This window comes from Shewanella sp. 10B, assembly GCF_023475885.1.
GTDB classification, from domain to species: Bacteria; Pseudomonadota; Gammaproteobacteria; order Enterobacterales; family Shewanellaceae; genus Shewanella; species Shewanella mangrovisoli.
The window spans coordinates 76,481-98,727 of the sequence record NZ_JAMDJO010000003.1; the positions used below are offsets into that span (position 1 = coordinate 76,481).

Annotated in this window: 26 protein-coding genes; 11 read left to right on the forward strand and 15 right to left on the reverse strand. The window is 49.0% G+C overall.

Going from position 1 to position 22,247, the window contains the following annotated elements:
• The first annotated feature begins 246 nt into the window (after positions 1-246).
• From M0415_RS12675 to M0415_RS12705, 7 genes are all read left to right on the forward strand, one after another.
• On the forward strand, positions 247-1,110 hold the full coding sequence (locus M0415_RS12675) for an energy transducer TonB (RefSeq protein WP_249556091.1): 864 nt from the start codon (positions 247-249) through the stop codon (positions 1,108-1,110).
• A gap of 82 nt (positions 1,111-1,192) precedes the next feature.
• Entirely contained in the window at positions 1,193-1,930 is a 738-nt protein-coding gene (locus M0415_RS12680) for a MotA/TolQ/ExbB proton channel family protein (protein ID WP_249556092.1), read from the forward strand.
• On the forward strand, positions 1,927-2,364 hold the full coding sequence (locus M0415_RS12685; protein WP_249556093.1) for an ExbD/TolR family protein: 438 nt from the start codon (positions 1,927-1,929) through the stop codon (positions 2,362-2,364). Before M0415_RS12680 ends, M0415_RS12685 begins: the two co-directional genes overlap by 4 nt.
• 92 nt (positions 2,365-2,456) lie before the next feature.
• Positions 2,457-3,380, forward strand: a complete 924-nt coding sequence (locus tag M0415_RS12690; protein WP_249556094.1) for a hemin ABC transporter substrate-binding protein — start codon at positions 2,457-2,459, stop codon at positions 3,378-3,380.
• 17 nt (positions 3,381-3,397) lie between these two features.
• Positions 3,398-4,414: a FecCD family ABC transporter permease gene (locus tag M0415_RS12695; RefSeq protein WP_249556095.1), complete on the forward strand. Its 1,017-nt coding sequence runs from the start codon at positions 3,398-3,400 to the stop codon at positions 4,412-4,414.
• A gap of 11 nt (positions 4,415-4,425) precedes the next feature.
• Entirely contained in the window at positions 4,426-5,244 is an 819-nt protein-coding gene (locus M0415_RS12700) for a heme ABC transporter ATP-binding protein (RefSeq protein ID WP_249556096.1), read from the forward strand.
• A gap of 82 nt (positions 5,245-5,326) precedes the next feature.
• On the forward strand, positions 5,327-5,668 hold the full coding sequence (locus M0415_RS12705) for a DUF2956 domain-containing protein (RefSeq protein ID WP_220053722.1): 342 nt from the start codon (positions 5,327-5,329) through the stop codon (positions 5,666-5,668).
• On the opposite strand, the gene M0415_RS12710 is transcribed toward M0415_RS12705, so the two are convergent.
• The 3 genes from M0415_RS12710 to M0415_RS12720 all read right to left on the reverse strand — a co-directional run bounded on the left by M0415_RS12710 (position 5,665) and on the right by M0415_RS12720 (position 7,949).
• Complete coding sequence (locus M0415_RS12710; protein ID WP_249556097.1) at positions 5,665-6,030, reverse strand: hypothetical protein; 366 nt, start codon at positions 6,028-6,030, stop codon at positions 5,665-5,667. The two genes, M0415_RS12705 and M0415_RS12710, sit on opposite strands and share 4 nt — an antisense overlap.
• A gap of 111 nt (positions 6,031-6,141) precedes the next feature.
• Complete coding sequence (locus tag M0415_RS12715) at positions 6,142-7,617, reverse strand: NAD(P)/FAD-dependent oxidoreductase (protein ID WP_249556098.1); 1,476 nt, start codon at positions 7,615-7,617, stop codon at positions 6,142-6,144.
• On the reverse strand, positions 7,614-7,949 hold the full coding sequence (locus tag M0415_RS12720) for a winged helix-turn-helix domain-containing protein (RefSeq protein ID WP_249556099.1): 336 nt from the start codon (positions 7,947-7,949) through the stop codon (positions 7,614-7,616). Before M0415_RS12720 ends, M0415_RS12715 begins: the two co-directional genes overlap by 4 nt.
• A gap of 198 nt (positions 7,950-8,147) precedes the next feature.
• On the opposite strand from M0415_RS12720, the gene M0415_RS12725 reads away from it, so the two are divergent.
• Entirely contained in the window at positions 8,148-8,699 is a 552-nt protein-coding gene (locus tag M0415_RS12725) for a DUF924 family protein (protein WP_249556100.1), read from the forward strand.
• 160 nt (positions 8,700-8,859) lie between these two features.
• Positions 8,860-9,681: a substrate-binding periplasmic protein gene (locus tag M0415_RS12730; protein ID WP_086902734.1), complete on the forward strand. Its 822-nt coding sequence runs from the start codon at positions 8,860-8,862 to the stop codon at positions 9,679-9,681.
• Positions 9,682-9,683: 2 nt separating this feature from the next.
• On the opposite strand, the gene M0415_RS12735 is transcribed toward M0415_RS12730, so the two are convergent.
• From M0415_RS12735 to M0415_RS12745, 3 genes are all read right to left on the reverse strand, one after another.
• On the reverse strand, positions 9,684-10,121 hold the full coding sequence (locus M0415_RS12735; protein ID WP_086902702.1) for a universal stress protein: 438 nt from the start codon (positions 10,119-10,121) through the stop codon (positions 9,684-9,686).
• Between the two features lie 163 nt (positions 10,122-10,284).
• Positions 10,285-10,716, reverse strand: a complete 432-nt coding sequence (locus M0415_RS12740; RefSeq protein WP_011718062.1) for a universal stress protein — start codon at positions 10,714-10,716, stop codon at positions 10,285-10,287.
• Positions 10,717-10,735: 19 nt separating this feature from the next.
• Positions 10,736-11,134 carry a SpoIIAA family protein gene (locus M0415_RS12745; RefSeq protein WP_011718063.1) on the reverse strand — a complete coding sequence of 133 codons (399 nt, stop codon included), beginning with the start codon at positions 11,132-11,134 and terminating at the stop codon, positions 10,736-10,738.
• Between the two features lie 197 nt (positions 11,135-11,331).
• Between M0415_RS12745 and M0415_RS12750 the strand changes: the two genes are divergently transcribed.
• Positions 11,332-12,756 carry a coniferyl aldehyde dehydrogenase gene (locus M0415_RS12750; RefSeq protein WP_086902701.1) on the forward strand — a complete coding sequence of 475 codons (1,425 nt, stop codon included), beginning with the start codon at positions 11,332-11,334 and terminating at the stop codon, positions 12,754-12,756.
• A gap of 21 nt (positions 12,757-12,777) precedes the next feature.
• Entirely contained in the window at positions 12,778-13,380 is a 603-nt protein-coding gene (locus M0415_RS12755; protein ID WP_086902700.1) for a TetR/AcrR family transcriptional regulator, read from the forward strand.
• Between the two features lie 58 nt (positions 13,381-13,438).
• Here M0415_RS12755 and M0415_RS12760 read toward each other — a convergent pair whose 3' ends face one another.
• The 9 genes from M0415_RS12760 to M0415_RS12800 all read right to left on the reverse strand — a co-directional run bounded on the left by M0415_RS12760 (position 13,439) and on the right by M0415_RS12800 (position 22,158).
• The gene (locus tag M0415_RS12760; RefSeq protein WP_086902699.1) at positions 13,439-14,245 is read right to left on the reverse strand and encodes a CsgG/HfaB family protein; all 807 of its coding nucleotides are present in this window, start codon (positions 14,243-14,245) and stop codon (positions 13,439-13,441) included.
• On the reverse strand, positions 14,245-14,640 hold the full coding sequence (locus tag M0415_RS12765) for a curli assembly protein CsgF (protein WP_011627049.1): 396 nt from the start codon (positions 14,638-14,640) through the stop codon (positions 14,245-14,247). The genes M0415_RS12760 and M0415_RS12765 overlap by 1 nt, the downstream gene beginning before the upstream one ends.
• 10 nt (positions 14,641-14,650) lie before the next feature.
• Entirely contained in the window at positions 14,651-15,061 is a 411-nt protein-coding gene (locus M0415_RS12770) for a curli production assembly/transport protein CsgE (RefSeq protein WP_086902698.1), read from the reverse strand.
• Between the two features lie 232 nt (positions 15,062-15,293).
• Positions 15,294-16,949, reverse strand: coding sequence for a sensor histidine kinase (locus tag M0415_RS12775; protein WP_086902697.1), 1,656 nt, complete (start codon positions 16,947-16,949; stop codon positions 15,294-15,296).
• Between the two features lie 40 nt (positions 16,950-16,989).
• Positions 16,990-18,426, reverse strand: a complete 1,437-nt coding sequence (locus tag M0415_RS12780) for a sigma-54-dependent transcriptional regulator (RefSeq protein ID WP_249556101.1) — start codon at positions 18,424-18,426, stop codon at positions 16,990-16,992.
• Between the two features lie 96 nt (positions 18,427-18,522).
• Positions 18,523-19,722, reverse strand: coding sequence for an ABC transporter permease (locus M0415_RS12785; protein ID WP_249556102.1), 1,200 nt, complete (start codon positions 19,720-19,722; stop codon positions 18,523-18,525).
• An 11-nt stretch (positions 19,723-19,733) separates the two neighbouring features.
• On the reverse strand, positions 19,734-21,038 hold the full coding sequence (locus M0415_RS12790; RefSeq protein WP_249556103.1) for an ABC transporter permease: 1,305 nt from the start codon (positions 21,036-21,038) through the stop codon (positions 19,734-19,736).
• Positions 21,039-21,046: 8 nt separating this feature from the next.
• Positions 21,047-21,787, reverse strand: a complete 741-nt coding sequence (locus tag M0415_RS12795) for an ABC transporter ATP-binding protein (protein ID WP_011621658.1) — start codon at positions 21,785-21,787, stop codon at positions 21,047-21,049.
• Between the two features lie 95 nt (positions 21,788-21,882).
• Positions 21,883-22,158, reverse strand: a complete 276-nt coding sequence (locus M0415_RS12800) for a hypothetical protein (RefSeq protein WP_249556104.1) — start codon at positions 22,156-22,158, stop codon at positions 21,883-21,885.
• Positions 22,159-22,247: the final 89 nt, after the last annotated feature.

A 22,247-nucleotide genomic window follows, 5' to 3' on the forward strand; every position in this document is an offset into this window, starting at 1 on the left:
TTACATCCTTAAATCATCAATGATATTAATCGATTAGAATTCAAATCGACCATGTATGGTTAGTCCGTCAACCTAGGTCGAGCTGCTGCATTTTTGAGCATCCATTTTCGTAATTGCTGGCACTCTAACTGAGATTGGAAAATTGATCAAATAGAAATCATTATCATTTGCGATCTTATTTATATTCACGTATCTTAATTAGCATTGATTGATGGGCGACTGTTTTTTGAACTTGGAAGGCGTACTGTGACACCGAAACGATATCTGGTTTTTGGCGCATTAACCGTTGCAATCCAAACGGGTGTGATTGCATCGCAGCCTGCTATGCCATTACTAAGTAGTCTCAGTGAATCGACACAAATGACCGCACTCAAAGAAGCAAATAAAGCGGTTACCTTAAGCTTTGCAGCTCCTCGTGCAGCAGAAAAATCAGCGATAAAAAATACGCCTGCAAATACGATTACCGAAGATGCGATTTCAACAAATGTGCCTAATACCAGTAAGCCCCAAACGGCGTCAGCACTCACTGATACACCAGTAACTGAAATGGCAAAGCAAGCCTCCGCACCAACCACAGCTAAGCCGCGAACGATTCAATCCGCAGTGCAGAACAAGCCAACGTCGAACACATCCTCTAAGGCTGATGCGACAACAGCAAAGCCTCTTATGGCCGCAAATACACAGCATCAGAAAGAAACTGAAGAGATAACAAAACCTTCTGACTTAGTGTTGTCGCAAATGGCAGAAATCAAGGCTCAAGATAATGCCGCTATTAACAACACCAATATGACGTCCACCAGTGTCAGCGAGAACACTAAAGCCACTCCCGAGATTATTGAACTGGCGACGCCAACTTTTGCCAGTAAACCGCCGCAACCTACCTATCCACGCATGGCACGTAAAAAAGGGCTTGAAGGCACGGCGACGGTAGAAGTGCTGTTTAACGAATTTGGACAACAGCTCGCCCTCACCTTAGTGAAAAGCTCAGGCGTGGGGCTGCTAGATCAAGCGGCATTAGAGGCGGTGGAGACCTGGGAGTTTCAAGCTCCCACCAACAAACTGGCCAGCCATTACAAGGTGAGAGTACCTATTCGCTTCGCCTTAAATTGAACGTCCCTAACCGCAGCATTTCAGTTATCGCTGATAGCTTGATAACCATTATTAGATAACGAATTTGACCTAAGAGGCTCAATTGCCCATGACTGACTTTTCCACCCTACAGGCTCAACTCGGCGCCCTGACTTGGCCGCTACTTATCTGCGCCTTTCTCGCGTTAATGATTTGCCTCGAACGTAGTGCCTTATTTTTACAGCAATCCTTTGCATCTATATCACCCAAAAAACAGGCTTGGGTGAAAACGCTGCGTCAATCCGATGCCAAGGCTTGCAGTGAAACTATTCAAGCACTTATCGAGAGTACGAGTCGTCAGCAGGACTTACTGACAAGGGGCGCCAATTTACTGCTAAAACAAGCCGATAAGCCAAAGCCGCTCAGGGAAGAATTACTCAGCCTGTGGCTGAACAAGCAGCAAAGGGACTTACAAGCGGGCCTCAAGTTACTGCAAGTGATTGGGATTATTAGCCCGTTACTGGGTCTATTGGGAACAGTATTGGGGCTGATTGAGATGTTCGCCCAGTTAGGGCAATCCCAAGGTCCTGTCACCCCATCACAGCTCAGCGCCGGGCTTGGGCTGGCGATGAACACCACGGCAGCGGGTCTAATTATCGCGGTGCCGACCATTACTGCCGCCCATCTGTTTGGGATCTGGGCCCATAGTCAATGCGTAAAAGTGAGTCATGTATTGAATCAGCTCAATTTGTGGCTATCTGGGGTTGAACATATCGCCCTCGAGCAGAATCACTATCAGGCTTTTGCCGACGTTAATCGCACGAAACCCGCCTCTAACACTCAACTCGAGTCACAGCCATGATCAGTGCCGATAGAGCCTCATTACCTCAAGCGGGGATCTCGGCCTTAGAGCCCCTTCCGAGCATCGATCTTACGGCGTTGATTGACATTATTTTTATCGTCTTAGTATTTTTATTGCTCACCGCCAATAGCCGTTTGATGAGTTTACCCGTGGAAGTGCCGCAAAGCCCAAGCAGCGCCATCACGGCTGTCGAACCTAAAGAATCCATCGCTATTAATATCCTGGCAAACGCTCCCCACTGGGTGCTAAACGGCGAGACCTATTCCGAGTTAAACGCCTTCAATTCGGCATTTGAAGAACGACTAAAACGTCATCCTCAGGCCAGTATTGTTATCGCGGCAGATAAAGCCGCGCCAGTAGAACCCTTAATGCAGCTGTTAGCGCTCTTGCAGGGCAATGCCATCAGCCAGACGCAGATTTTGATGGAGCATTAATCGCTTAGGTTAAAGCAGAACATTTTTCGAAACCATTTCCCTTGGCAGTACCTTTTGCCTGCCTTGCACACAGATGAAGTAGGAGTTTATCCATGTTGTTTCAAGCCAATCGTCATGCCAATAAATCAGCCAATAACTGGCGGCTATTTTTCCAGGCGCTCAGCCTCTCAACATTCGCGGCCTTATTCTCGACTAATGCCTTATCGCAGGAGATAAAACTGGTTAGCGCGGGCGCTGGGGTGACAGAGTTGGTGCTTGCCCTCGATGCCGCCGACGAGCTGGTTGCAGTGGACTCCACCAGCTATCTTCCCGAGCACTTGGCGTCAATTGCCAAATTGGGGTATCACAGAATGTTGTCGGCCGAGGGCATTATGGCGTTGTCACCAACTCTAGTTGTCGGCTCTGAGGTGATGGGGCCAGAAACCACGCTCAATGTGCTCAAACAGGCCAAGATAGAGGTGGTGAAGTTACCCTCCAGTGCCGATGAGAAACAGCTGATGACCAATATTGATACCCTAGCTCAGCTACTGAAACGCACAGACCAAGCGACACAGTTAAAACAAGATTTGCATCAAAGACTTGAAGGACTAAATAAACAGCAACAGCAATTGAACCAACAGCAGGCCCAGCCGAAAATTCTGTTTATGTTATTACAGGAAGGACGCGGCGCCCGCGTCGGCGGCAAAGGTACTGCGGCCGATACCATTATCGCGCTCTCTGGGGCGAAAAATATTGCCGACTTTGAAGGTTATAAGAGTCTATCCCAAGAGGGCATACTCTCACTCCAGCCCGATGTGATTTTACTCTCTAAGCGCAGCGAACAGAGCGATGCACAAACGGATGAACAAACCGCGCAAGCACTCTTAAAGGAAATGCCGTTACTCGCCCACACTCCCGCAGGCAAAAATGGCCATATTCAAGCCCTTGCCCCACAAGCCTTACTCGGCGGGTTAGGCATTAGCGCTATCGGTGCGGCTGAAACCTTAGCCGCCACGTTGCTCAAGCAAAGTCAATAATTTTAGGGCTGATGAGTATGTTACAACATCGCTGGCTATGGCCCACCATGGCAATGCTGCTTATCCTCAGCAGCCTGCTTTCCGTCAGTGTCGGGCCGGTGAATATCAGCCTTATCGACTCCCTCAGCGCGGTGTTTAATTGGGCCACGGAGCAAAACATTGGCAATCTTGCTCCCCACGAGCAACTGGTTGTCAGCAATGTCCGCTTGCCTCGCACCTTACTAGCCCTTGCCGTTGGGGCTATGTTGGCCCAATGCGGTGCTGTTATGCAGGGGTTGTTTAGTAACCCTCTGGCAGATCCTGGAATTATTGGCGTGTCATCCGGCGCGGCATTAGGTGCGGCCATCTGCATAGTGCTGTTCCCTCACGCCGAATCTGTCATGATTTCTGTCAGTGCTTTTGGCTCTGGTTTAATCACTACCCTTATTGTCTATCGTCTTGCCAGCAGCGCTTTAGGCACATCGGTCGTGTTATTGCTCTTATCTGGCGTCGCCGTTGCCGCACTCGCCGGAGCTGGGATTGGCGTATTAACCTATTTAGCCAATGATATGGCGCTCAGGGATTTAACTCTATGGCAAATGGGCAGTATTGCCGGCGCACAATGGCAATATGTGGGCTTATGTTTAGTGGTGTTAGCCCTGCTGAGTTGGCAATTTAATCGTGATGCTAAGGCACTTAATGCCCTGCTGCTCGGTGAGGCCGAGGCCAGGCATTTAGGCATTGATGTTGATTCACTCAAGCTGAGACTCATCCTGCTCTGCGCCTTAGGGGTCGGCGTCAGTGTTGCGGCAACGGGCATTATCGGTTTTATTGGCTTAGTAGTGCCCCATTTAGTGCGTATGTTGCTGGGGCCAGATCATCAACGCCTCCTCCCCATGAGCGCCCTGTTAGGTGCCGCCTTGTTGGCACTTGCCGATATCGGCGCGCGCGCCTTTTTACCCCCAGCGGAACTCCCCGTTGGCTTAGTGACTGCGCTCATTGGCGCACCATTCTTTATCTTTTTACTCCTGCAACAACGCAGCAAATTAATCTAAGCGAGAACCCCATGGCTATGAGCTTATCGGCTGCGCCCGTCGCTAAACAACATTTTGAACGTACCCAATTAAGCGTGGATAGACTTAGCTACGCTATCGGCGATAAAGCGGTGTTAAAGGACATTAGTGTGCAATTTCAACCGGGCAGTGTCACCGCACTGTTAGGACCTAATGGCGCGGGTAAGTCCACACTGTTAAAGGCGCTGTGCCAAGAGATCCCCGCCGCGCGCGGCAGCATTTGGCTTGGGCACTGCCCGCTTGTCGATTGGCCAAGGGCAGAACTGGCAAAATCGCTTGCAGTGTTACCGCAGCACGCGAGTTTAACCTTTCCCTTTAAGGTGAATGAAGTGGTTGCTATGGGGCTTTATCCCTTAACCTTGAGTCAAAAAGAGGGACAGCAGTTAGTTACAAAATGGCTCACCGAGGTGGAGATAGTGCACTTGGCGCAGCGTAGCTACCCCACCCTTTCGGGCGGTGAAAAACAAAGAGTGCAGCTAGCGCGGGTATTAACTCAATTGAGCCAATCCCCCTTCCCGCCGATTTTACTGCTCGACGAACCCACCTCGGCACTGGATTTGGCGCAGCAACATAAGATATTAGCGCTGGCAAAAAATCTCGCCCACAAGCACGCCTACACTGTGATTGTGGTACTACACGATCTCAATCAGGCCGTCCGTTACAGCGATAGAGTTATCGTCCTCAAGCAGGGTGAAATCGTCAGTGAAGGCTCGGCAAGCAAGGCCTTATCAGCCGAGATAATTCGGCAGGTGTGGGATTATGAACCTGAGTTTATTCCTGCACCACAGGGCGGTTATCCATTGATTTTTTAGTCCGAAATCGAACTCGCTAAGCTTTTTCACTTAAGGTTAAGGGTATAATCGTGCCAATCGATATCGCCAGTACATTGAGCAGATGAAAAACACAATTTCCACCGAGACGCAGCAAGACGCCTTAAGCATTGCCAAAGCCACGCAAAAACCGGGGCAAACGAAGGAACAGACTAAGCTTATCGCTCAAGGGATTGAAAAAGGCATTGCCGAATACAAAAAACGCCAAAAAGCCAAGGCCCGTGAGCGCGATAAATTGAGAAAACAACAACTAAGGGTAAGAAACCAACAAGCAAGCGCGGCCGACGAGATGGATGACGGCGAAGATTTTTCGCTGCCGCAGACTCAATTTACTCCTGTCGCTTGGGCCGCCATCGCCCTGTTACTCCTTAGCTGGCTTGGCTTTGGAGCCTATATCTTCCTTTAACTCAGGAGATTAACGCGTAACGTATCAAGGTAGATGGCAAGCTCCTGCGGCAGAAATGTTTGTGCAGTAAGCGCCTTAGCATTGATATTGCCAGCCTTTAGCTGGACTCGCCCTGTCTCCGGCAAAAAGACCAACTCAATCCAGTTGGCTCTGTCGGGGTAGCCATCGAGTGTTAGGCAAAGCGTATTGTCCCGCTCTATCGCAAACTGACAATCCCAGCATTGGCCGACAAGATCGAGCAGCACTTGCCCGCTTTGTGTATCGGTTAATCTCGGCGCATACACCCAATGGGACATGCGCATTTCATGGGGAATGGTCTCAAGCTTAAAGCGGCCCTGTAGAAAAAACTGTTCGGTTAACATATTCGGATCATCAAAGTAGTTATCATGTATGAAAAATCGTGTATGAATAAATCGTGTATGAATAAAAATGACTCGGTAATGGGCTGATTAACTCACTGGTTTATAAGCAGATTAACTCATTAAGCCTTCTAATCGATTCGCGAGCCACTTAGCTAAGCCCTTTTGCCAAGCCGCACTCTTTGGCTGACTGTAGAGCCTATCTTCCCACGCAAAAATCTTGTTCATACCATGGTAAGCGAGCCAAGGTAAAGGCTCGCGCTCCCAGGGGGCTAATACCTGTTGAACTGGAGCATTAAACGCCCAAGGCATAGATACAAGCTGTGTATCACGCCCTAATATCAAGTCCACCAGCGTGCGGGCAAATAGGTTTGCCGCCCCGACACCTTCCCCGCCATAGCCGCCAATCAGGCCTAAACCGAGACTTTTATCAAAGATGGCATGGGGAGTAAAGCGCCTCGCCAAGGCTAAGGTACCGCCCCAACCATGGGTAATTTCAACACCCTTAAGTTGAGGAAATAACGCCAATAATAATTGATAACGAAAGCCAAATTCGCCCTCGAAAACACGCTGAGGTGAGCTTTGATTGGCGGTAAATTTCGCATTAAACAGTTTAGGGTCAAAACCAAATTCGGTGCGAATTTTCGCCCCAAAGCCATAGCCGCCACGGGCACCAAATATCAGCCGATTATCAGGGCTACGCTGACCGTAAGTCACTATGCGGCTGGCATCACTAAAGGTCGCGCGATTAGCCAAGCCAATTGCATCCCATGAGGCGTCCGTTAACGGCTCGGTGGCGATAAGTAAGCTCTGCACGGGTAAGGTAAATCGCCCAAGTCCACTGAGCTGACGCAGATAACCTTCCACTGCGGGCACCACAATCGCCGCCCGAACATTTCCTTGCGGGGTCTGTAATTGGGTTTGTGCATCGCCAAGATGCGCCATGTGAATTACAGACGTGCGCTCGTAGATCTTCACCCCTAAGCTTTGTACGAGCTCGGCCAAGCCACAGACGAGTTTCGCCGGGTGTATTCGCGCGCAATGGGGCGTAAAAAGTGCCGCTTGGCCCTCGGCCATAGACACTTGCTTATCGAGCTCGGTCTTATCCAGCCAACGAATATCTTCTTCACCAAAACCTTCTGCGCGCCACTGCGCTAATTCGGCTCGAATATTGGCTAATTGCTCGGGATAACGCGCCGCCACCCGCAGGTTACCGCCATGGTGTAAATCACAGTCGATATGATGCTTGGCGCAAACAGTGGCCACTTCAGAAATAGTTGCTTGAATAATGGCTTTAGCGATAAGGCGCTGCTCGCCCTCGACCCGATTGAGATAGGCGACATCGCCACTGAAACTGCCCATCAACCAACCACCATTGCGGCCGGATGCACCTTGGCCTATGCGTTCGGCCTCTAGGATAACCACAGACAGATTTGGCTGGTATTGTTTTAGATAATAGGCCGTCCAAAGTCCGGAATACCCCGCACCGATAATGGCCACATCGGCGCTGATATCCTGCTCTAAGGGCGGTAAAACGGCTCGTTGAGTTAACTTAGGCTCAGTGTCGAACCAAAATCCGCGCTCTTTCACACCGAGGCTTCACTCGAGGCATTAACACCAATGATTGCAGCAATTTCATCGACATGGGTATCAACCCAGGCGCTGCTGATAGGCCCCCAAGTGACGATACGATAATAACCTGCATTGTTACGGCTGCCGTCCTGCACAAACTCGACTCGAATCCCAATATCTTCAAATGCGGCGATAGAATCCTGCAACGTGCGCCGAGGCATTCCAGTTAACTTATTGAGTGATAAAAGATTATGTCGTTCATCATCCATTAAATGCGCTAAATATAACTTACGCAAAAATGCCTTATGCTGTTTCGACATCGATTGAGCGGCTGCGGCTTCTAGGGGCATAGAGGAACGATCCAAAAATTGACCAAGAGACTATAAAATTACTTGATATTCAGTGAATAAGAAATAGCCTCAGCGCAAATTATTAGTCAGAGTTTACAGGGTTACCCCCGCCAATATTGAACAAATTTACCTCATTGACTTGTGTTTATCCCCCCATGGCTGTTATTTCTAAAAGGAGTCAATCTATGGGAGTAAGTGATGAGCCAAATGATTACCGCTGAGCAAGTGTTACATTTCTGGTTTGAGGAAATCTCACCTAAATCTTGGTGGATCAAAGACCCTGAATTTGATGCCTTAATCCAGTCCCGCTTTGAAGACTTACTCAAACAAGCCAAACGGGGTGAACTTGCCGATTGGCGCATCACGCCTCATGGACGTTTAGCCGAAATCATAGTGCTGGATCAATTCTCCCGAAATATTTATCGCGATACGCCCGCTGCCTTTGAGGCCGACGCCATTGCCCTCGTTCTTGCCCAAGAGGCCGTCGCCCAGCAGGTTGACCAAGCACTTAAGCCAAAACAAGTGCCATTTTTATTTATGCCCTACATGCATAGCGAGTCGCCGCAGATCCATCAAGTTGCAGTGAAATTGTTCAACCGAGAAGCGGCTATCGCCAATTTAGCATTTGAACTGAGGCACAAGGAGATTATTGACAGATTTGGTCGTTATCCCCATCGAAACAATATATTAGGCAGAGAATCTACCACAGAAGAAATCGCCTTTTTAAGCCAACCAGGGTCCTCCTTCTAAAAGCCTGATTGCGCTTTTGCTAAATAAAATAACTAAGACTATAAATTAGCAAACTACACTTATTGCTGTAGGTCATGGAGCGGCCAATACAGGTTGGTGACTCACAACGAGGTATTGATGAGTGATGAAACACGCTAAAGTTGCTTCAGGTTCCGCCAGAATGTCCCGGCTTCGTTACCGATTGTTGGGCTTAGCCGCCCTAATTCATCCCCAAATAATGCAGGCGGCGGAGCTGAAAATTGGGGTAAGCCTTTCTATTCCCCCCTATGTCATTCAAGAATCCAACAGCGGTTTAGAGCTTGAATTGTTATATCAAGCATTAGCCGTCAAAGGTCACAACGCCAGCATTCACTACCTGCCCTTGGCCCGTACTTTCCATGAGCTCAAGGAAGGCAAACTCGACGGCATTATCAACATTAAAGACGGCATGGTTGATAAAGTCTTTTACTCCGATGTCGCCATCCGCTACCAAAACTGCGCCATCAGCCTCGATGATAAAGACTTCACTATCAATAGCGTTAAAGACTTAGACGGCAAGAAGGTGGTCGCCTTCCAACGCGCTTCGATATTGCTTGGGGAAGAATTTACCCAAATGGCGAAGACCAATCCCAGTTATCAGGAACAGGCCAGGCAGATACAACAAGTGTATATGCTGATGAAGCACAGGGCCGATGTGGTGGTGATGGATAAGAATATCTTTAAATACTATCTCAAGCAGGCATTTATCGAGGGGAAATTGACCGAGGCAGAAATCAAGCAAGTGGCTATTTGCAATCGTATTTTCCCACCTACAGAATATAAATTTGCCTTCTTAAATGAACAAATTCGTGATGACTTTAATCAAGGATTAAAGCAGATCACCGAAGATGGAACACTCAACGCACTACAGGAAAAATATCGACGTTTAGTGTCCCTAGATAATGAGGCCGAGGCGGCTAATACCCTGCTGGATCATTCAGTGTTAAAGCATGATCCGCTCTGAACCTACTTAACGACTAGTACTGGACACTTAGCGAGTCGCACCACATCTTGACTCACATGGGGTTTTAAAAAGTCCATTAAGCTAGTGCTACCATGGCTGGCAATCACCACCATGCCTACATCGGAGGCTTCGGCGAGAATTTCTTCACTGGCATCACCATGGCGAATGACGGGTTTGATATTAAGGCCTGACTTTAATCCCTGTTGCATCTCCTGCTGAAGGCTTTGCATTTTTTGTTCAACAAATTCGGCGAGCTGTTGCTCTAACGTCGCAGGCGTCTCCACTGCCACACCGTAAAAGTGGGCGCTTCGCGCCGGGCTAACGACATGCAACAAGCGGATATCCACCTGATAAAGATTTGCCATTTCAACCGCATATTTAAGAGCGTGGGCGGCAGTTGCCGAAAAGTCCGTCGGGCATAACACTTCTTGAGTACGCATAATCTTATCCATCGCTTATGGTTGTTTCGCCCAATAAATGGGGGCTGATAATCTGTATTTTATAGCAGTAAATCGGGACAAGCAGCTAGGTCGTAAAATTAATTATGCTTTAGCAATCAAAAACAAAGGGCGCCTTAGCGCCCTCTTATCAAAGCTTTAAATGCTATTTCACTACCAGTACGGGGCAAGCGGCGCCATTGGCCACGGCCTCGGCGACATTGGTGTGTAAAAAGTGCGAGATCCCCGTCCGGCCATGGCTGGCAATCACCACCATGCCCACATCCTTACCATTGGCTTCTTCTAAGATCTGATCGACGGGATCGCCACGGCGAATTAGGGTGGTAATAGGTAATTCGGTTTTGAGGCCCTCGAGTAAAGCCTGCATCTTGGTTGCGGCGGCTTCTTCCATACTCTTAGCGAGTTCCTCAGGCGTGATCGCTAAGATCATATAGTTCTCGTCACCGATGGGTTGCTCAACAACGTGTAATATCTTTAGCCCTACATGGTATAGATTTGCCATTTCAATAGCATAACGTAGCGCATGGGCCGCAGTTTCCGAAAAATCTGTGGGCCAGAGTATTTGACCTGAACGCATAATCTGTTCTCCTTAATGGCTAGTCATCGTTAAGCTCATCTTTGAGCCAAGTAATAGCATCCAGCTTATCGACAAAAAACTTAACCTCGGCCGGAGTGAACCAGTTTGCCAGCTTTGCCATCACCTCCTGTAGCGTCGTTTTACCGACTATGGCAATCCGCTCAAAGTGACGAACATGCTTAACCCCTAGTTTTAGATCGTCCCAAGCGGCTTGAAGTTCCCAACCTTCGAGCTCAGTCACATCGACTAAGGCATAAATATCGGGATCTTTTACCCCTGCTAACGCGGCCTCGAGCACGGGCACCATCACCTCATAATCTTGATGAGTTAAGGTACCAACCGCTTTAAAGGCAACAAAAAAATCATCATCGCCATAACGCTCAATGCCAACAGAAATACCATGCTTTAACAAAGTCATACCTACTCCTTGTCTAACAAACTACCTTTTAAGTGTAGAAGTTAAGCCCATAACAGGCCGTGATCTTGCTCATAAAAGCACCAGAACACTTGCGTATGCTCACGCTGTTCGCTAGGATAAACCGACTAGTCAGTCGGTTTATTTTTATACACCACAAATCGCTTCCAAAGCTTAAGACTTGCATCCGAGGAATCACTATGAATATGGCAACAGAACCAGCAAAAATCTCGCCACTCACCGAGTTACTCCAACGCCAACGTGCAAGTTACTTGGCCGCTCCGAATCCCGATTACGCTATCCGTAAAGAACGCTTAATCCGCCTTAAAGCCGCCTTGCTGAAATTCCAACAGCCGCTCGTCGAGGCGCTGTCACAGGACTATGGCCACAGATCGGTCGACGACAGCTTGATTTCCGACATTATGCCCGTGGTCAATAACATCAATTACAGCCTGAAAAACCTGAAGAAATGGCTCAAGCCAAGCCGCCGTCATGCGGGAATCTTACTCGCCCCCGCCCAAGTGAAAGTGCATTATCAACCACTTGGGGTTATTGGGATAATCGTGCCGTGGAACTTCCCCGTCATGCTCTCTATCGGTCCCTTAGTCACGGCCATCGCCGCAGGCAACCATGCCATGCTCAAACTCTCGGAATTTACCCCAGCAACCAATAGCGTCATTAAGCAATTGCTCGCCGAAGTGTTTGAAGAATCCCATGTTGCCGTGGTCGAAGGGGAAGCCGATGTCGCGGCGCAGTTTTCAGCCCTGCCCTTCGATCATCTGCTGTTCACTGGTTCAACCACAGTCGGTCGCCATGTGATGCGCGCCGCCGCTAATAATCTCACGCCAGTGACTCTCGAGCTGGGCGGGAAGTCGCCAGTGATTATCGCCCCCGATATGCCACTTGAGATAGCAGTAGAACGAATGATTTATGGCAAGTGTTTGAATGCTGGACAAATCTGTGTAGCACCTGACTATGTGCTTTGCCCTAAGGCGAAAGTGGCAGAATTCATCCAAGCCTATCAGGCGAAATTCCAGGCCATGTATGGCGCCATTACTCATAACAAAGACTACGGCAGCATTATTAATGCCCGCCAGTTTGAACGTCTGCTAACCGTGCTTGAGGATGCCAAGGCTAAAGGGGCTAAAGTGATCCCCACCTCGAATGACGTGATTGATAGCCAGCATCGTAAACTCGCCACTCAGCTCATTACCGACACCACCGAAGATATGCTACTGATGCAAGAAGAAATCTTCGGCCCACTGCTGCCTGTGATTGGTTATGACAACTTAGATGAAGCCATTAGCTACGTGAACCATCGCGCCCGCCCTTTAGCACTGTATGTGATGAGCTTTGATGAAGCGAGCCAACAAAAAATCCTCAAGCAAACCCATTCCGGCGGTGTGTGCATCAACGAAACCGTGTTCCATGTGGCGGCCGATGATGCCCCCTTTGGCGGTATCGGCCCATCGGGTATGGGGCATTACCACGGCAAGGAAGGATTCCTCACCTTTAGCCACGCTAAAACCGTGCTTAGCCGAGGTCGCTTCAACACGGGTAAGTTTGTCCATCCTCCCTATGGCACTTTTATCCAACGCATGTTGATGAAGCTGTTTTTACGCTAACACGGGCGCTTAGGAGTAGTTATGTCGACCATATTATCAACAGACACTAAACCCATGACAGATAAACGTCAGGCCATTTTGGAGACCGCCTTACGCTTATTTGTCGACCAAGGGTTTCATGGCACCTCGACCGCATCGATAGCCAAACAAGCGGGCGTCGCCACGGGCACTCTGTTCCATCATTTTCCGACCAAGGAAGCACTGATGGAAAGCCTGTTTCTTACCATCAAGCAAGAATTTGCCGATGCCTTGTTGCTAAAGGTCGGCGAGGGGCAAGATCTTAAGCACAATGCCGAAACACTCTGGCAGAGTGCGATCGATTGGTCGATTGAAAACCAAGTCAAGCAATTGTTTTTCCAGCAATATTCCATGTCGCCGCAGATAGCGGTGCATATTCGCGAGCAGGCGATGAACAGCATCTTAGGTTTTATCGCGCAATTGATAAAACAGGGGCAGTTAATGGGACTGATTGCACACTATCCCGTTGATTTGATGTTGGAAAACTGTCACGGACAATACTTGGCCGCCACGCGCTTTTTTATCGATAACCCAGCATTAGGCAAAGATAAACATTACCGTGATGCCAGCTTTGCACTGTTTTGGAAGGCATTACAGGCCGATTAACCATAAAAAAACCGAGCCAGACATGTCGCTGGCTCGGTGCTTGTTATCGCAACGGGAATTAACCTTGGCTCAACTCCTGCTGTCTTTCAGCGGGTTGTGTCACCTGAGCCTGACTCCAATAACCTTGCTTAATGCCCTTATCAATCAACTCGGCAACCGCGAGTTCGATGGCCTGCAACACGCAAAATTGCACGGGTTCGTTAGTGGTAAAACCGACTTCCGCCTCGGCCAAACGATTCAAACTGGTATAGCGGAACAGACCTGCACGCATTTCCTGCGAAAGTACCCTTTTACTCGTAGATACAGACATCATCACTTTCCCCGTGTGCACATCGACCGCGCGCAGATAGATAGTGACTAAATCCTCACGGTACATTTCCGAGGCGCCGATGCCATAGTATTCCACTCCAGTACCGCCGGTGCTGGTGTTGGTCTCGTAGCTGATAATACCGCCTTCTAATAGCAATCTCGCCGTCGATAACACTGGAATATCATCACCCTTAGTACCATTTTGTTTGTTGCTGATTTTGCGCTCGGTCAGTAGATTTTGCAGGCCCTCACGCTCGACGGGTGTAAACCATTTAGAGTCAATCAAGGTTTGCATCAGCATCGATGTCGCCCCTTGTGTAACCGCAGTAGAGAATGAACTCACGTTAGCCTGAGGCTTATACTGGCCCGTTTGGTCGCGAAATGAATACACGGCCACAGGGATAGGAAACTTAGGCCCAGGCTGATTCTGTAGCCCTTTCATCACCTCACTCATCGGATTAACTTGAGCGGGCGTGATATTTAAGTCAGGCTTTGGGATCAAACTACAGGCTGACATACTCAGCAGCATCAGGGCGATAAACACTAAACGAGTCATTAGTTTCCGCCTCCGAAAGTTGGCATTTCAATCACTGTCACTTCACCGGTTTCGATATTGGTGATGGTCAGCATCACCCCTGTGCCAGTTGAAGCCACTTCAATACGGAAATCACCGGTATCGTACACCCCATCGGTGATCTCCCCATCAGCCACGCCACGGGTGATGGAGTTAATGATGTTACGTTCTAAGGATTCCTTAAAGCGGGTAACAAAGTCCTTCTCGGTCGAGCTGGCTTTGTTATCATTTTGAGCCTGCGCTTTGTTCAGCAGAAAGGAGCCATTAAGCGGATTACCGCCAAAGCTGGGATTCACAGGGGTATAGATTAATTCGGTTGCTTGGCTTGTGCATGCCATGCAGAGCACGGCAAGAGAAAGTAACGTCCTGTAAGTCATTATTATTATCCTAAAAGTCGTCCGTTGTTCCTGAAAAATCACCCGTAATGGCATTGGCTCGAACCTGAGCTAAGTAATCAATCGTCAGCAATATGGCCTGCTCTGCGCTTTCCTTAATCGGATTGGCGCGGCGGCCAAAGTGCGTGGTATAGATACGCGTACCGTTGACCTCTAAGGTTAAAACCGTGCCCGCCTGCGGAAACACAGTCTCATATAAGGTCACGTTAAAGCCTTGGGTAAAGGGCAATTCGCGCCAATAACTTGAATAGTAAAAGCCAAAATCCTTACCAAAACGGGTTAAGGTTCTGTCTATAACTAATCCACTGATTTCAATGTCATCATCGGCCAAAACACTGGGGGAACTGACAAGCAGCAAGGGACACAAGATGCAGACGAACAACCGCTTTTTTAACGATCTCACTTTCCTCTCCCTGTTGATGAAAGCCACCCATTGCGCGATATCCAAAGCCGAACCAAGGGCCAGCCCTTAGTCAACATTTTCGCTTACGCAGGGTAACAGGGCAGCCGATCTTTCGTCATTAGAGGGAGGGGTAAATTAGCCCGAAAAGCTAAGGTAAAAACCGCAAAATAGCCCATTTGGGTAATACATTCGGCTGAGGAGTGAAACCTCTTGATACACACTTAAACGCGGTTTATTGCGGCAGCCACAAGTGTACCGATAGGCCGCCGTCGCTACAGTTATGCATGCTAATACTGCCATCGTGGGCTTCGATAATTTCGCGGCAAAGGGGCAGGCCTAAACCCGTGCCCGATTGTTTAGTCGAGTAAAAGGGCAATAGGGCTTGCTCTAACACTTCCTCGGACATACCACTGCCACGATCTTCGATTTTGATACTAAAGCCCGTCCCATCGACCATGGTTTGGTGGCGAATCGAAAGCGTCACTTCATCGGGGTTAGAACCTGATTCATGGGCATTTTTCAGTAAATTCAGCAGGACTTGCTCCATTTGCCCTTGGTCGAAATAGCCCATTTCAGCGGGTAACTCATTGGCTAAGGTAAAAGGGTAATGTTGGGTTAAATGCTCGATAAGCTGCTGCCACGGCACATCACGTCGCTGCGGTAAAGGCAGTTTAGCAAAGCGCGCATAATTGAAAATAAACTGGCTCAAGTGATTCGTGCGACTCTCTATGGTGTCGAATATCAGCTTAAGCTTGGGATTATCGAGATCTTTCGTCAGTAAACGCCCCGAGTTCACCATGGAGGCGATGGGCGCAACGGAATTATTTAGCTCATGGCTGATAATGCGGATCACCTTCTTCCATACCGCCACTTCCTGACGATTAAGCTCTCGGGTCATCTGCTTAAGCAAGATTAAGTTATGCTGTTGGTTATTCAGTAAAAACTGGCCACGGCTCAGATACCAAGTCTCAGTATCATCCTCACCCATGGTAAACAGGCCGCTCTTTTCCTGCTTAAGGGCCAAGGCAAGCGCTTCGGGTAAGTCTTGCAGCAGCTCGTCGAGGCTCAAGCCTTCCATCTTGCCTTTGATATGAAAAAGATGCCGCGCCGCATCGTTGGCATACATGAGTTTTTGGTGATCGTTAAACAGCAGCATCACATTCGGAGAGCTTTGAATTACCTTATCCAGCAGCAATTCCCGCTGGTAAATATATTGCCGCTCTTGGCGCAGCTTAGCCGCCGAATCATTGAATAACTCCGCCAACGCTTTCAGCTGCCCTTCACCATTCGCCGGAATGCTCACGCTAAAGTCATTGTCGTTAAAGTTGAGTAAACCAACCTCTAATGCATTGAGACTGCGAGCTAAATGGCGGGTAAACCAAGCCACACCCAAGGCACAGGTGCCGCAGGCAAACAGTAATATGAATAGCCATTCAGTGATTGGCGGAGTGGACACTGCCTGGTGTTCTAACTTCAACTTAGGCAGCGAGATAGGTTCAGCGGGTGGCGCTATGGGGGGCACTTCAGGATGGACTGAAGGGCTAAAGAGTCCGTCTTTAAGTTGCTCGAGTTTATAGAGCTTAATTTGCAGCTGTTCTTGCTTAAGTTGCTCCAACTTTTGCAGCTCATGCTTAATCTGTTCCGCCCTTAAACGCTCCTGCAATGGCAGAGTTTGCTGTAATTGCTCGTTATTTTTAATCGCTGCCTCGACAGTCTCTTGCAGCTTATCTACATCGAGGGGCGGTATAGTTATATCGGGGATCTTGATGGGCGCAGCGACTTCAACGGGCGAGATAGTCGGACGATAGCTCACAACACCTAAGGTCAAGAGCACACCTAAGGCGCAACAAACGGTTGAATAAATGATTAATTTTGTTCGCAGTTGCACCTAAAATTCCGCCTAATGCTCAGTGTTTATCATGCTATGACTATTTTTCTAGACCAAACTTATCCATGCGGCGATACAAGGCCTGTCGACTCAAGCCTAGGGATTTCGCCACGCGCGCAATCACGCCCTTGTGTTGCCTCAGGGCCATTTCAATCTGCTCACGGCTAACATCCATAGCGTCGCTGGAGTCCGATTGAGCAGGTACGTCATGATGCAAACTTTTCACCTGCGGTTCAATCGGTGTTATTGCGGACAAGGTTCGCCCAAATGTCGTAGTGTTTATTGCACTGGAATGACTTCCATGGGCGGGTGGTAACCCAAAATCGGCTTCGGTTAACACTCGGCTTTGGGCCAATAGCGCCGCACGTTTGCAGGCATTTTCCAACTCCCGCACATTGCCCGGCCAGCGGTGCTGCAATAGGGCTTGCTGCGCCGGTTTACTCAGGCTAAAACCCTCGCCGACAAAATGCTTCACTAAGGGCAAGATATCATCAATGCGTTGATTCAACGGCGGTAAGGCCAATTCAATCACATTCAAGCGGTAGAATAAGTCCTCACGGAAACGCCCCTCGGCAATATCTTGGGCCAGGTCGGCGTTAGTCGCACTGATCACCCTCACCTTCACCTTTAAGGTTTTGTGGCTGCCTAAGCGCTCGAATTCTCCGGTTTGTAATACCCGCAGCAATTTCACTTGGCCAGACAGGGGTAAATTACCTATTTCGTCCAAAAACAGCGTGCCGCCATCGGCCGCTTCAAAGCGACCAATGCGCGCCTTATTGGCGCCGGTAAAAGCTCCCGCCTCGGCACCAAAGAGTTCTGCTTCGAGCAACTCCATCGGCAAGGCGCCCACATTCACCTTGATAAACGGTTTGTTTTTTAAGGGAGAATTAGCGTGAATAATATCGGCAAGTTTGTCTTTACCCGCACCATTGGGGCCGGTGATCAACACTGACACATCTGAACGCGCCAGTTGCAAGGCTAAGTCGATACAGCGCTGCATAGCGCCACTGCCAAACACGATTCCACAGAGATCCGCATCGGCGATCGCCACCTGACGCTGGGAATTCACTCGTTCGAGTTGTTGGTTTGCACGGGCAAGTTTATGTAGCGCGATTAAATTAGTGATACTGTTAAGTAACTTAGCATCATCCCACGGTTTACCCATATAATCGGCGGCGCCCGCTTTAACTAGCTCGACCGCTGTTTCAAGCTGGGTCCAGGCCGTCATCAGAATGATCGGCAGATCTTGCTGACGCTCACGCAGGGCATAAAACAGCTGCCGCCCTTCTTCACCCGAGGTGGTATCGCGGGTGAAGTTCATATCTTGGATAACCAAATCAACATCTTGGGTTGCCATTAGGTTAAGGGCATCTTCGGGCGTATGACAAGTCAACACCTGATAACCATTGATCTCCAGCATTAAACCTAAGGCCTGGCAGATGGCATGGTTATCGTCGACAATCAGAATAGTGTCCATGTGAGCATGTGCGTCCTGAGTAAAACTATTAACCTTAAAGTAACAAAAAGTGCAATAACATCCTACTGTTATCGCACTTAATGCCCTTCAACTTATTTAAACACTGCGGGTGGCTGTCGCCGGAGAAATCTTCGCGGCCTTGCGAGCCGGTAAGTACACCGCAAGGGTGGTTACCGCAAACAGCCCCGCCACAGTCAACAATGGATAGACTATCTCCAGCATCGGCAGGCTATAGAGGCTCATCAATTGCTGGCCGAGCTGAATCGCTAACAGCACACCAATGCCGCCGCCGAGCAAGCAGAGCAGATAGTTTTCGACGAGAAAGTAGCTGATAATATCGCGCTTTTTCGCCCCTAACGCACGGCGAGTGCCGATTTGCTTAGTGCGGCGCTGGATATTAAACATCACCATGCCTGTCACCCCAAGGGATGTGATCAGCAGCAGTAACACCACCATCATGGTCAGTACGGTTGCCATTAACTCATGGTCACGGTACGCCTCGATACGGCGCTCTCCCATGGTCGTAAAACCTTCGACCACGCGGCTCGGATATTCCTTGTGCAGCAGCTCGGGAATGACTTCCTTGAGGCGAGCCATATCGCTCGACTTAGCTCTTACTAAATAGCGTTTATAGTCAGCGGGATAATTCACCGACAACACTGAGCTAAACTCCAAGTTTTTGTTATCCACCCACGCCGTTTGTAAGCGCTCCAGCACTCCAATCACCACAAAGTGCTGCGTGCCCATATAGACGCTTTTCCCGAGCGCGGTTTCATTCGGCCATACCTTATCGGCAAAGGCTTTAGTGACGAGCATCTTGCCACCATCTTCCAGCAACTCTGTGGTGATCTCCTGGGGATAGAAGTTACGTCCTTCGACTAACTTCAGCCCTAGGGAGTTGATAAAATGCTCATCACTCATATACATGCCCGTATTGGGCGTGGATTTAGCACGCTCATCGGGCCCCAGCGTAAAGTTACTCGACCAACCGCCGCCGCTCAGGGGAGCCATTGAGGTGGGCGCAACATCAATCACCCCAGGAATAGCACGCAGAAGTTCCAAATCCCGTTTATCCTGCGCGACTAAATCCGTCGATTTATCAAAATGATAAACACTGAAATCGAAAACTTCGTTTTCAACAACCCCCGAGTCACGCGCCATTAAATTCAAACGCTCGGCGATAATAAAGCTCGCATTCGCGACGATAGCCACAGATAAAATGATCTGTAATAACAGCAACAAGGGGCCGCTTTTACTGCGTAATAAACTGCTGAGAATAGGTTTGATATGTAACATATTGCCCCCGATTATTGGCTCTTAAGATAAACACTTGGGTTAGTAGTACACACACGCCACGCGGGGTAGATACCAGCCACCACAGCCGCCAAAATCGCGATCATTGGTGCTATCAACCACATACTGGTATCGAGGTGAGTTAAAGACGCCTCCAAGTCAAACTTCTTGGTCAGCAGCATCAATGAGCCCCAGGCCCAAGCCAAGCCGAGTAAACCGCCGAATAACCCCATCAAGGACACTTCCACCATATGTTGGGCAAAGATCTGCCCTTGGCTAGCGCCGATGGCGCGGCGCACGCCGATCTCGGGAGCACGGCGTAAAAACTTAGACAGCAACAACCCTAACATATTGACTAAACAGACGATTAAGAAGAGTGCACTCAGGCCCACCAGCACCTTGTTATCCTCCGGCACCACTTTATTGATGGCTAACCATTGGTCAACATCGGACAACTGCACATCGGCCTTAGGCGAGCTAAAGCGGCCTAATTTCTTTTGTTGATCAATATATTGACGTACCCACTGACGGTATTCAGCCACTTGCTCAGGCGTATCCAGTTGCACCCAATACTGCGTCCAATGCTTTTCAGAGGTTAAACGCTGTGCATAGGTGTTGATGCTTTCATAGTTCCAGCCGTTGGTATTCCCCCAACTGCCATATTCCTCAATCGGCGCTAAGCTGTAGGGCACAAACAAGGTATCCACATTGCCAAAGGCGCCGTTGTTAAGGTCGTAATAGTTTGGACTCGGCTCCCAGGGCTTAAGTACTCCAACCACCTGATAAGGCTTAGCATTGAAATAAATCGTCTTGCCGACACTATTTTGGCCCGCAAACAGCGTCTTATTTAGCTCATTGGTCAACACCACTTCGTAGCGAGCATCCTGATCGACACTGTCATCCCACGCCTGACCATATTGAAACTCGAGGCCAAACAGTGGGAAAAAGTCGTTATTGGTTACCCTAACCCGAGATTGCAGCACGGGTAAAAAAGCCGGGTCTTCGGTTTGCACCGCGCCGCCCGTGCGAAACATAGGGGTTTGCAGGCTCGGAATATCACTCTTGAGTAAGTTCATCCCGTCTTGATAGGTGATCTGTTGATCGAAACGATCCCAGGCATCTGGACCTTGGCTCCACAGCTGCACCGCAAACAATTGACCCGACTTCTCCCCAGCAGGGTTAATCGACATCATTTTATAGATGTTGAGTGTAGTGATAGTGATGCCAATGCCGATTGAAATCGCCATGATCATCAATGCCGACAACATAGGCGTTTTTTTGATGCTACGCCAAGCTAAATCTAAGTAATAGAAGAACATAACCGCTCCTAGCCTTGGGCGTTAGCAACCAGTTTATCGACACTGCCGTGGCTTGCACTGCGGGCCGCATTGGGTTGATACATGGTAAAGTCGCAGACTTGACCATCGACAATTTGAATATTGCGCTGAGCACGGCGAGCCAGTTCAGGATCGTGGGTCACCATGATGATCGTGGTGCCAGACTGGTTAATATTCTCCAATAATTCCATCACTTGGCGGGCCATTAAACTGTCGAGGTTACCCGTAGGTTCGTCGGCGAGCAGAAAACGAGGTTCCCCCGCTAAAGCGCGGGCAATCGCCACCCTTTGCTGTTGACCGCCGGATAATTGGGTCGGCAAATGCTTCATCCGCGCACCTAAGCCCACTTGCTCTAATGCTTGCTCCACACGGCGTTTGCGCTCCTTGGCACTGAAACCACGGTAGCGCAGCGGCACTTCAATGTTTTCCGCGAGGTTAAGATCGGGGATCAAGTTAAAGCCTTGGAAGATAAAGCCAATCTTCTCGTTGCGTACGGCAGCACTCTTGTTATCACTAAGGTTAGAGACATTAATCCCATCTAAAAAATAATCCCCATGGGTGAAGCCTTCAAGCAAGCCTGCAATATTTAAGAAGGTGGTTTTACCTGAGCCCGAAGGACCCGTAACCGCCACAAACTCGCCCTCGTTCACCTCAAGGTTGAAATCCCGCAGCGCGTGGGTTTCCACTAAGTCCGTTTTAAAAACCTTGCTGATATTCTTCATTGATAACATTTTAATTTCCTTGATTAATTTTTATCTTTGCGCGCAAACGGCTTATAAAACGCGCAAGTTTTTTATCTTTAAGTGGTAACGGCTACACAAAGCCCTTACCCCGCAAAACGGCCCATCACAAACCCACTCAAGGCATCGAACAACCCATTGAGACTGGCGAATATAAAGCTCACACTTTCCATCGAGACATCACCCACCTGGCGCACTTCTTCTAGGGGATTCGTCCATTCCAAAATATTTAAGCCGAGGAAAAACCAGCTGTTGGCCTCACCTATGCCCAGCTCAACCGCCACGACCAGTAAGGCTAAGGCCAGAACGCCAAACAATTTGGATGACATAAACAGACCAAGATCGACACTTTTAGTACGCATAATGAACTCCTTGTACACCTTAGCCGCAGACTTTTTAGCCAGAGCGGCGTTAATTACATCAATTTGATTAATAAGTAATTTTTGACTAT

Excerpts from the sequence above, each read along its gene's own strand:
- M0415_RS12685 (WP_249556093.1), top strand. The coding sequence starts at position 1,927 with ATGATCAGTGCCGATAGAGCCTCATTACCTCAAGCGGGGATCTCGGCC.
- M0415_RS12690 (WP_249556094.1), top strand. The coding sequence starts at position 2,457 with ATGTTGTTTCAAGCCAATCGTCATGCCAATAAATCAGCCAATAACTGG.
- M0415_RS12695 (WP_249556095.1), top strand. The coding sequence starts at position 3,398 with ATGTTACAACATCGCTGGCTATGGCCCACCATGGCAATGCTGCTTATC.
- M0415_RS12700 (WP_249556096.1), top strand. The coding sequence starts at position 4,426 with ATGGCTATGAGCTTATCGGCTGCGCCCGTCGCTAAACAACATTTTGAA.
- M0415_RS12705 (WP_220053722.1), top strand. The coding sequence starts at position 5,327 with ATGAAAAACACAATTTCCACCGAGACGCAGCAAGACGCCTTAAGCATT.
- M0415_RS12710 (WP_249556097.1), bottom strand. The coding sequence starts at position 6,030 with ATGTTAACCGAACAGTTTTTTCTACAGGGCCGCTTTAAGCTTGAGACC.
- M0415_RS12720 (WP_249556099.1), bottom strand. The coding sequence starts at position 7,949 with ATGCCCCTAGAAGCCGCAGCCGCTCAATCGATGTCGAAACAGCATAAG.
- M0415_RS12725 (WP_249556100.1), top strand. The coding sequence starts at position 8,148 with ATGAGCCAAATGATTACCGCTGAGCAAGTGTTACATTTCTGGTTTGAG.
- M0415_RS12730 (WP_086902734.1), top strand. The coding sequence starts at position 8,860 with ATGTCCCGGCTTCGTTACCGATTGTTGGGCTTAGCCGCCCTAATTCAT.
- M0415_RS12735 (WP_086902702.1), bottom strand. The coding sequence starts at position 10,121 with ATGCGTACTCAAGAAGTGTTATGCCCGACGGACTTTTCGGCAACTGCC.
- M0415_RS12740 (WP_011718062.1), bottom strand. The coding sequence starts at position 10,716 with ATGCGTTCAGGTCAAATACTCTGGCCCACAGATTTTTCGGAAACTGCG.
- M0415_RS12745 (WP_011718063.1), bottom strand. The coding sequence starts at position 11,134 with ATGACTTTGTTAAAGCATGGTATTTCTGTTGGCATTGAGCGTTATGGC.
- M0415_RS12750 (WP_086902701.1), top strand. The coding sequence starts at position 11,332 with ATGAATATGGCAACAGAACCAGCAAAAATCTCGCCACTCACCGAGTTA.
- M0415_RS12755 (WP_086902700.1), top strand. The coding sequence starts at position 12,778 with ATGTCGACCATATTATCAACAGACACTAAACCCATGACAGATAAACGT.
- M0415_RS12760 (WP_086902699.1), bottom strand. The coding sequence starts at position 14,245 with ATGACTCGTTTAGTGTTTATCGCCCTGATGCTGCTGAGTATGTCAGCC.
- M0415_RS12765 (WP_011627049.1), bottom strand. The coding sequence starts at position 14,640 with ATGACTTACAGGACGTTACTTTCTCTTGCCGTGCTCTGCATGGCATGC.
- M0415_RS12780 (WP_249556101.1), bottom strand. The coding sequence starts at position 18,426 with ATGGACACTATTCTGATTGTCGACGATAACCATGCCATCTGCCAGGCC.
- M0415_RS12785 (WP_249556102.1), bottom strand. The coding sequence starts at position 19,722 with ATGTTACATATCAAACCTATTCTCAGCAGTTTATTACGCAGTAAAAGC.
- M0415_RS12790 (WP_249556103.1), bottom strand. The coding sequence starts at position 21,038 with ATGTTCTTCTATTACTTAGATTTAGCTTGGCGTAGCATCAAAAAAACG.
- M0415_RS12795 (WP_011621658.1), bottom strand. The coding sequence starts at position 21,787 with ATGTTATCAATGAAGAATATCAGCAAGGTTTTTAAAACGGACTTAGTG.
- M0415_RS12800 (WP_249556104.1), bottom strand. The coding sequence starts at position 22,158 with ATGCGTACTAAAAGTGTCGATCTTGGTCTGTTTATGTCATCCAAATTG.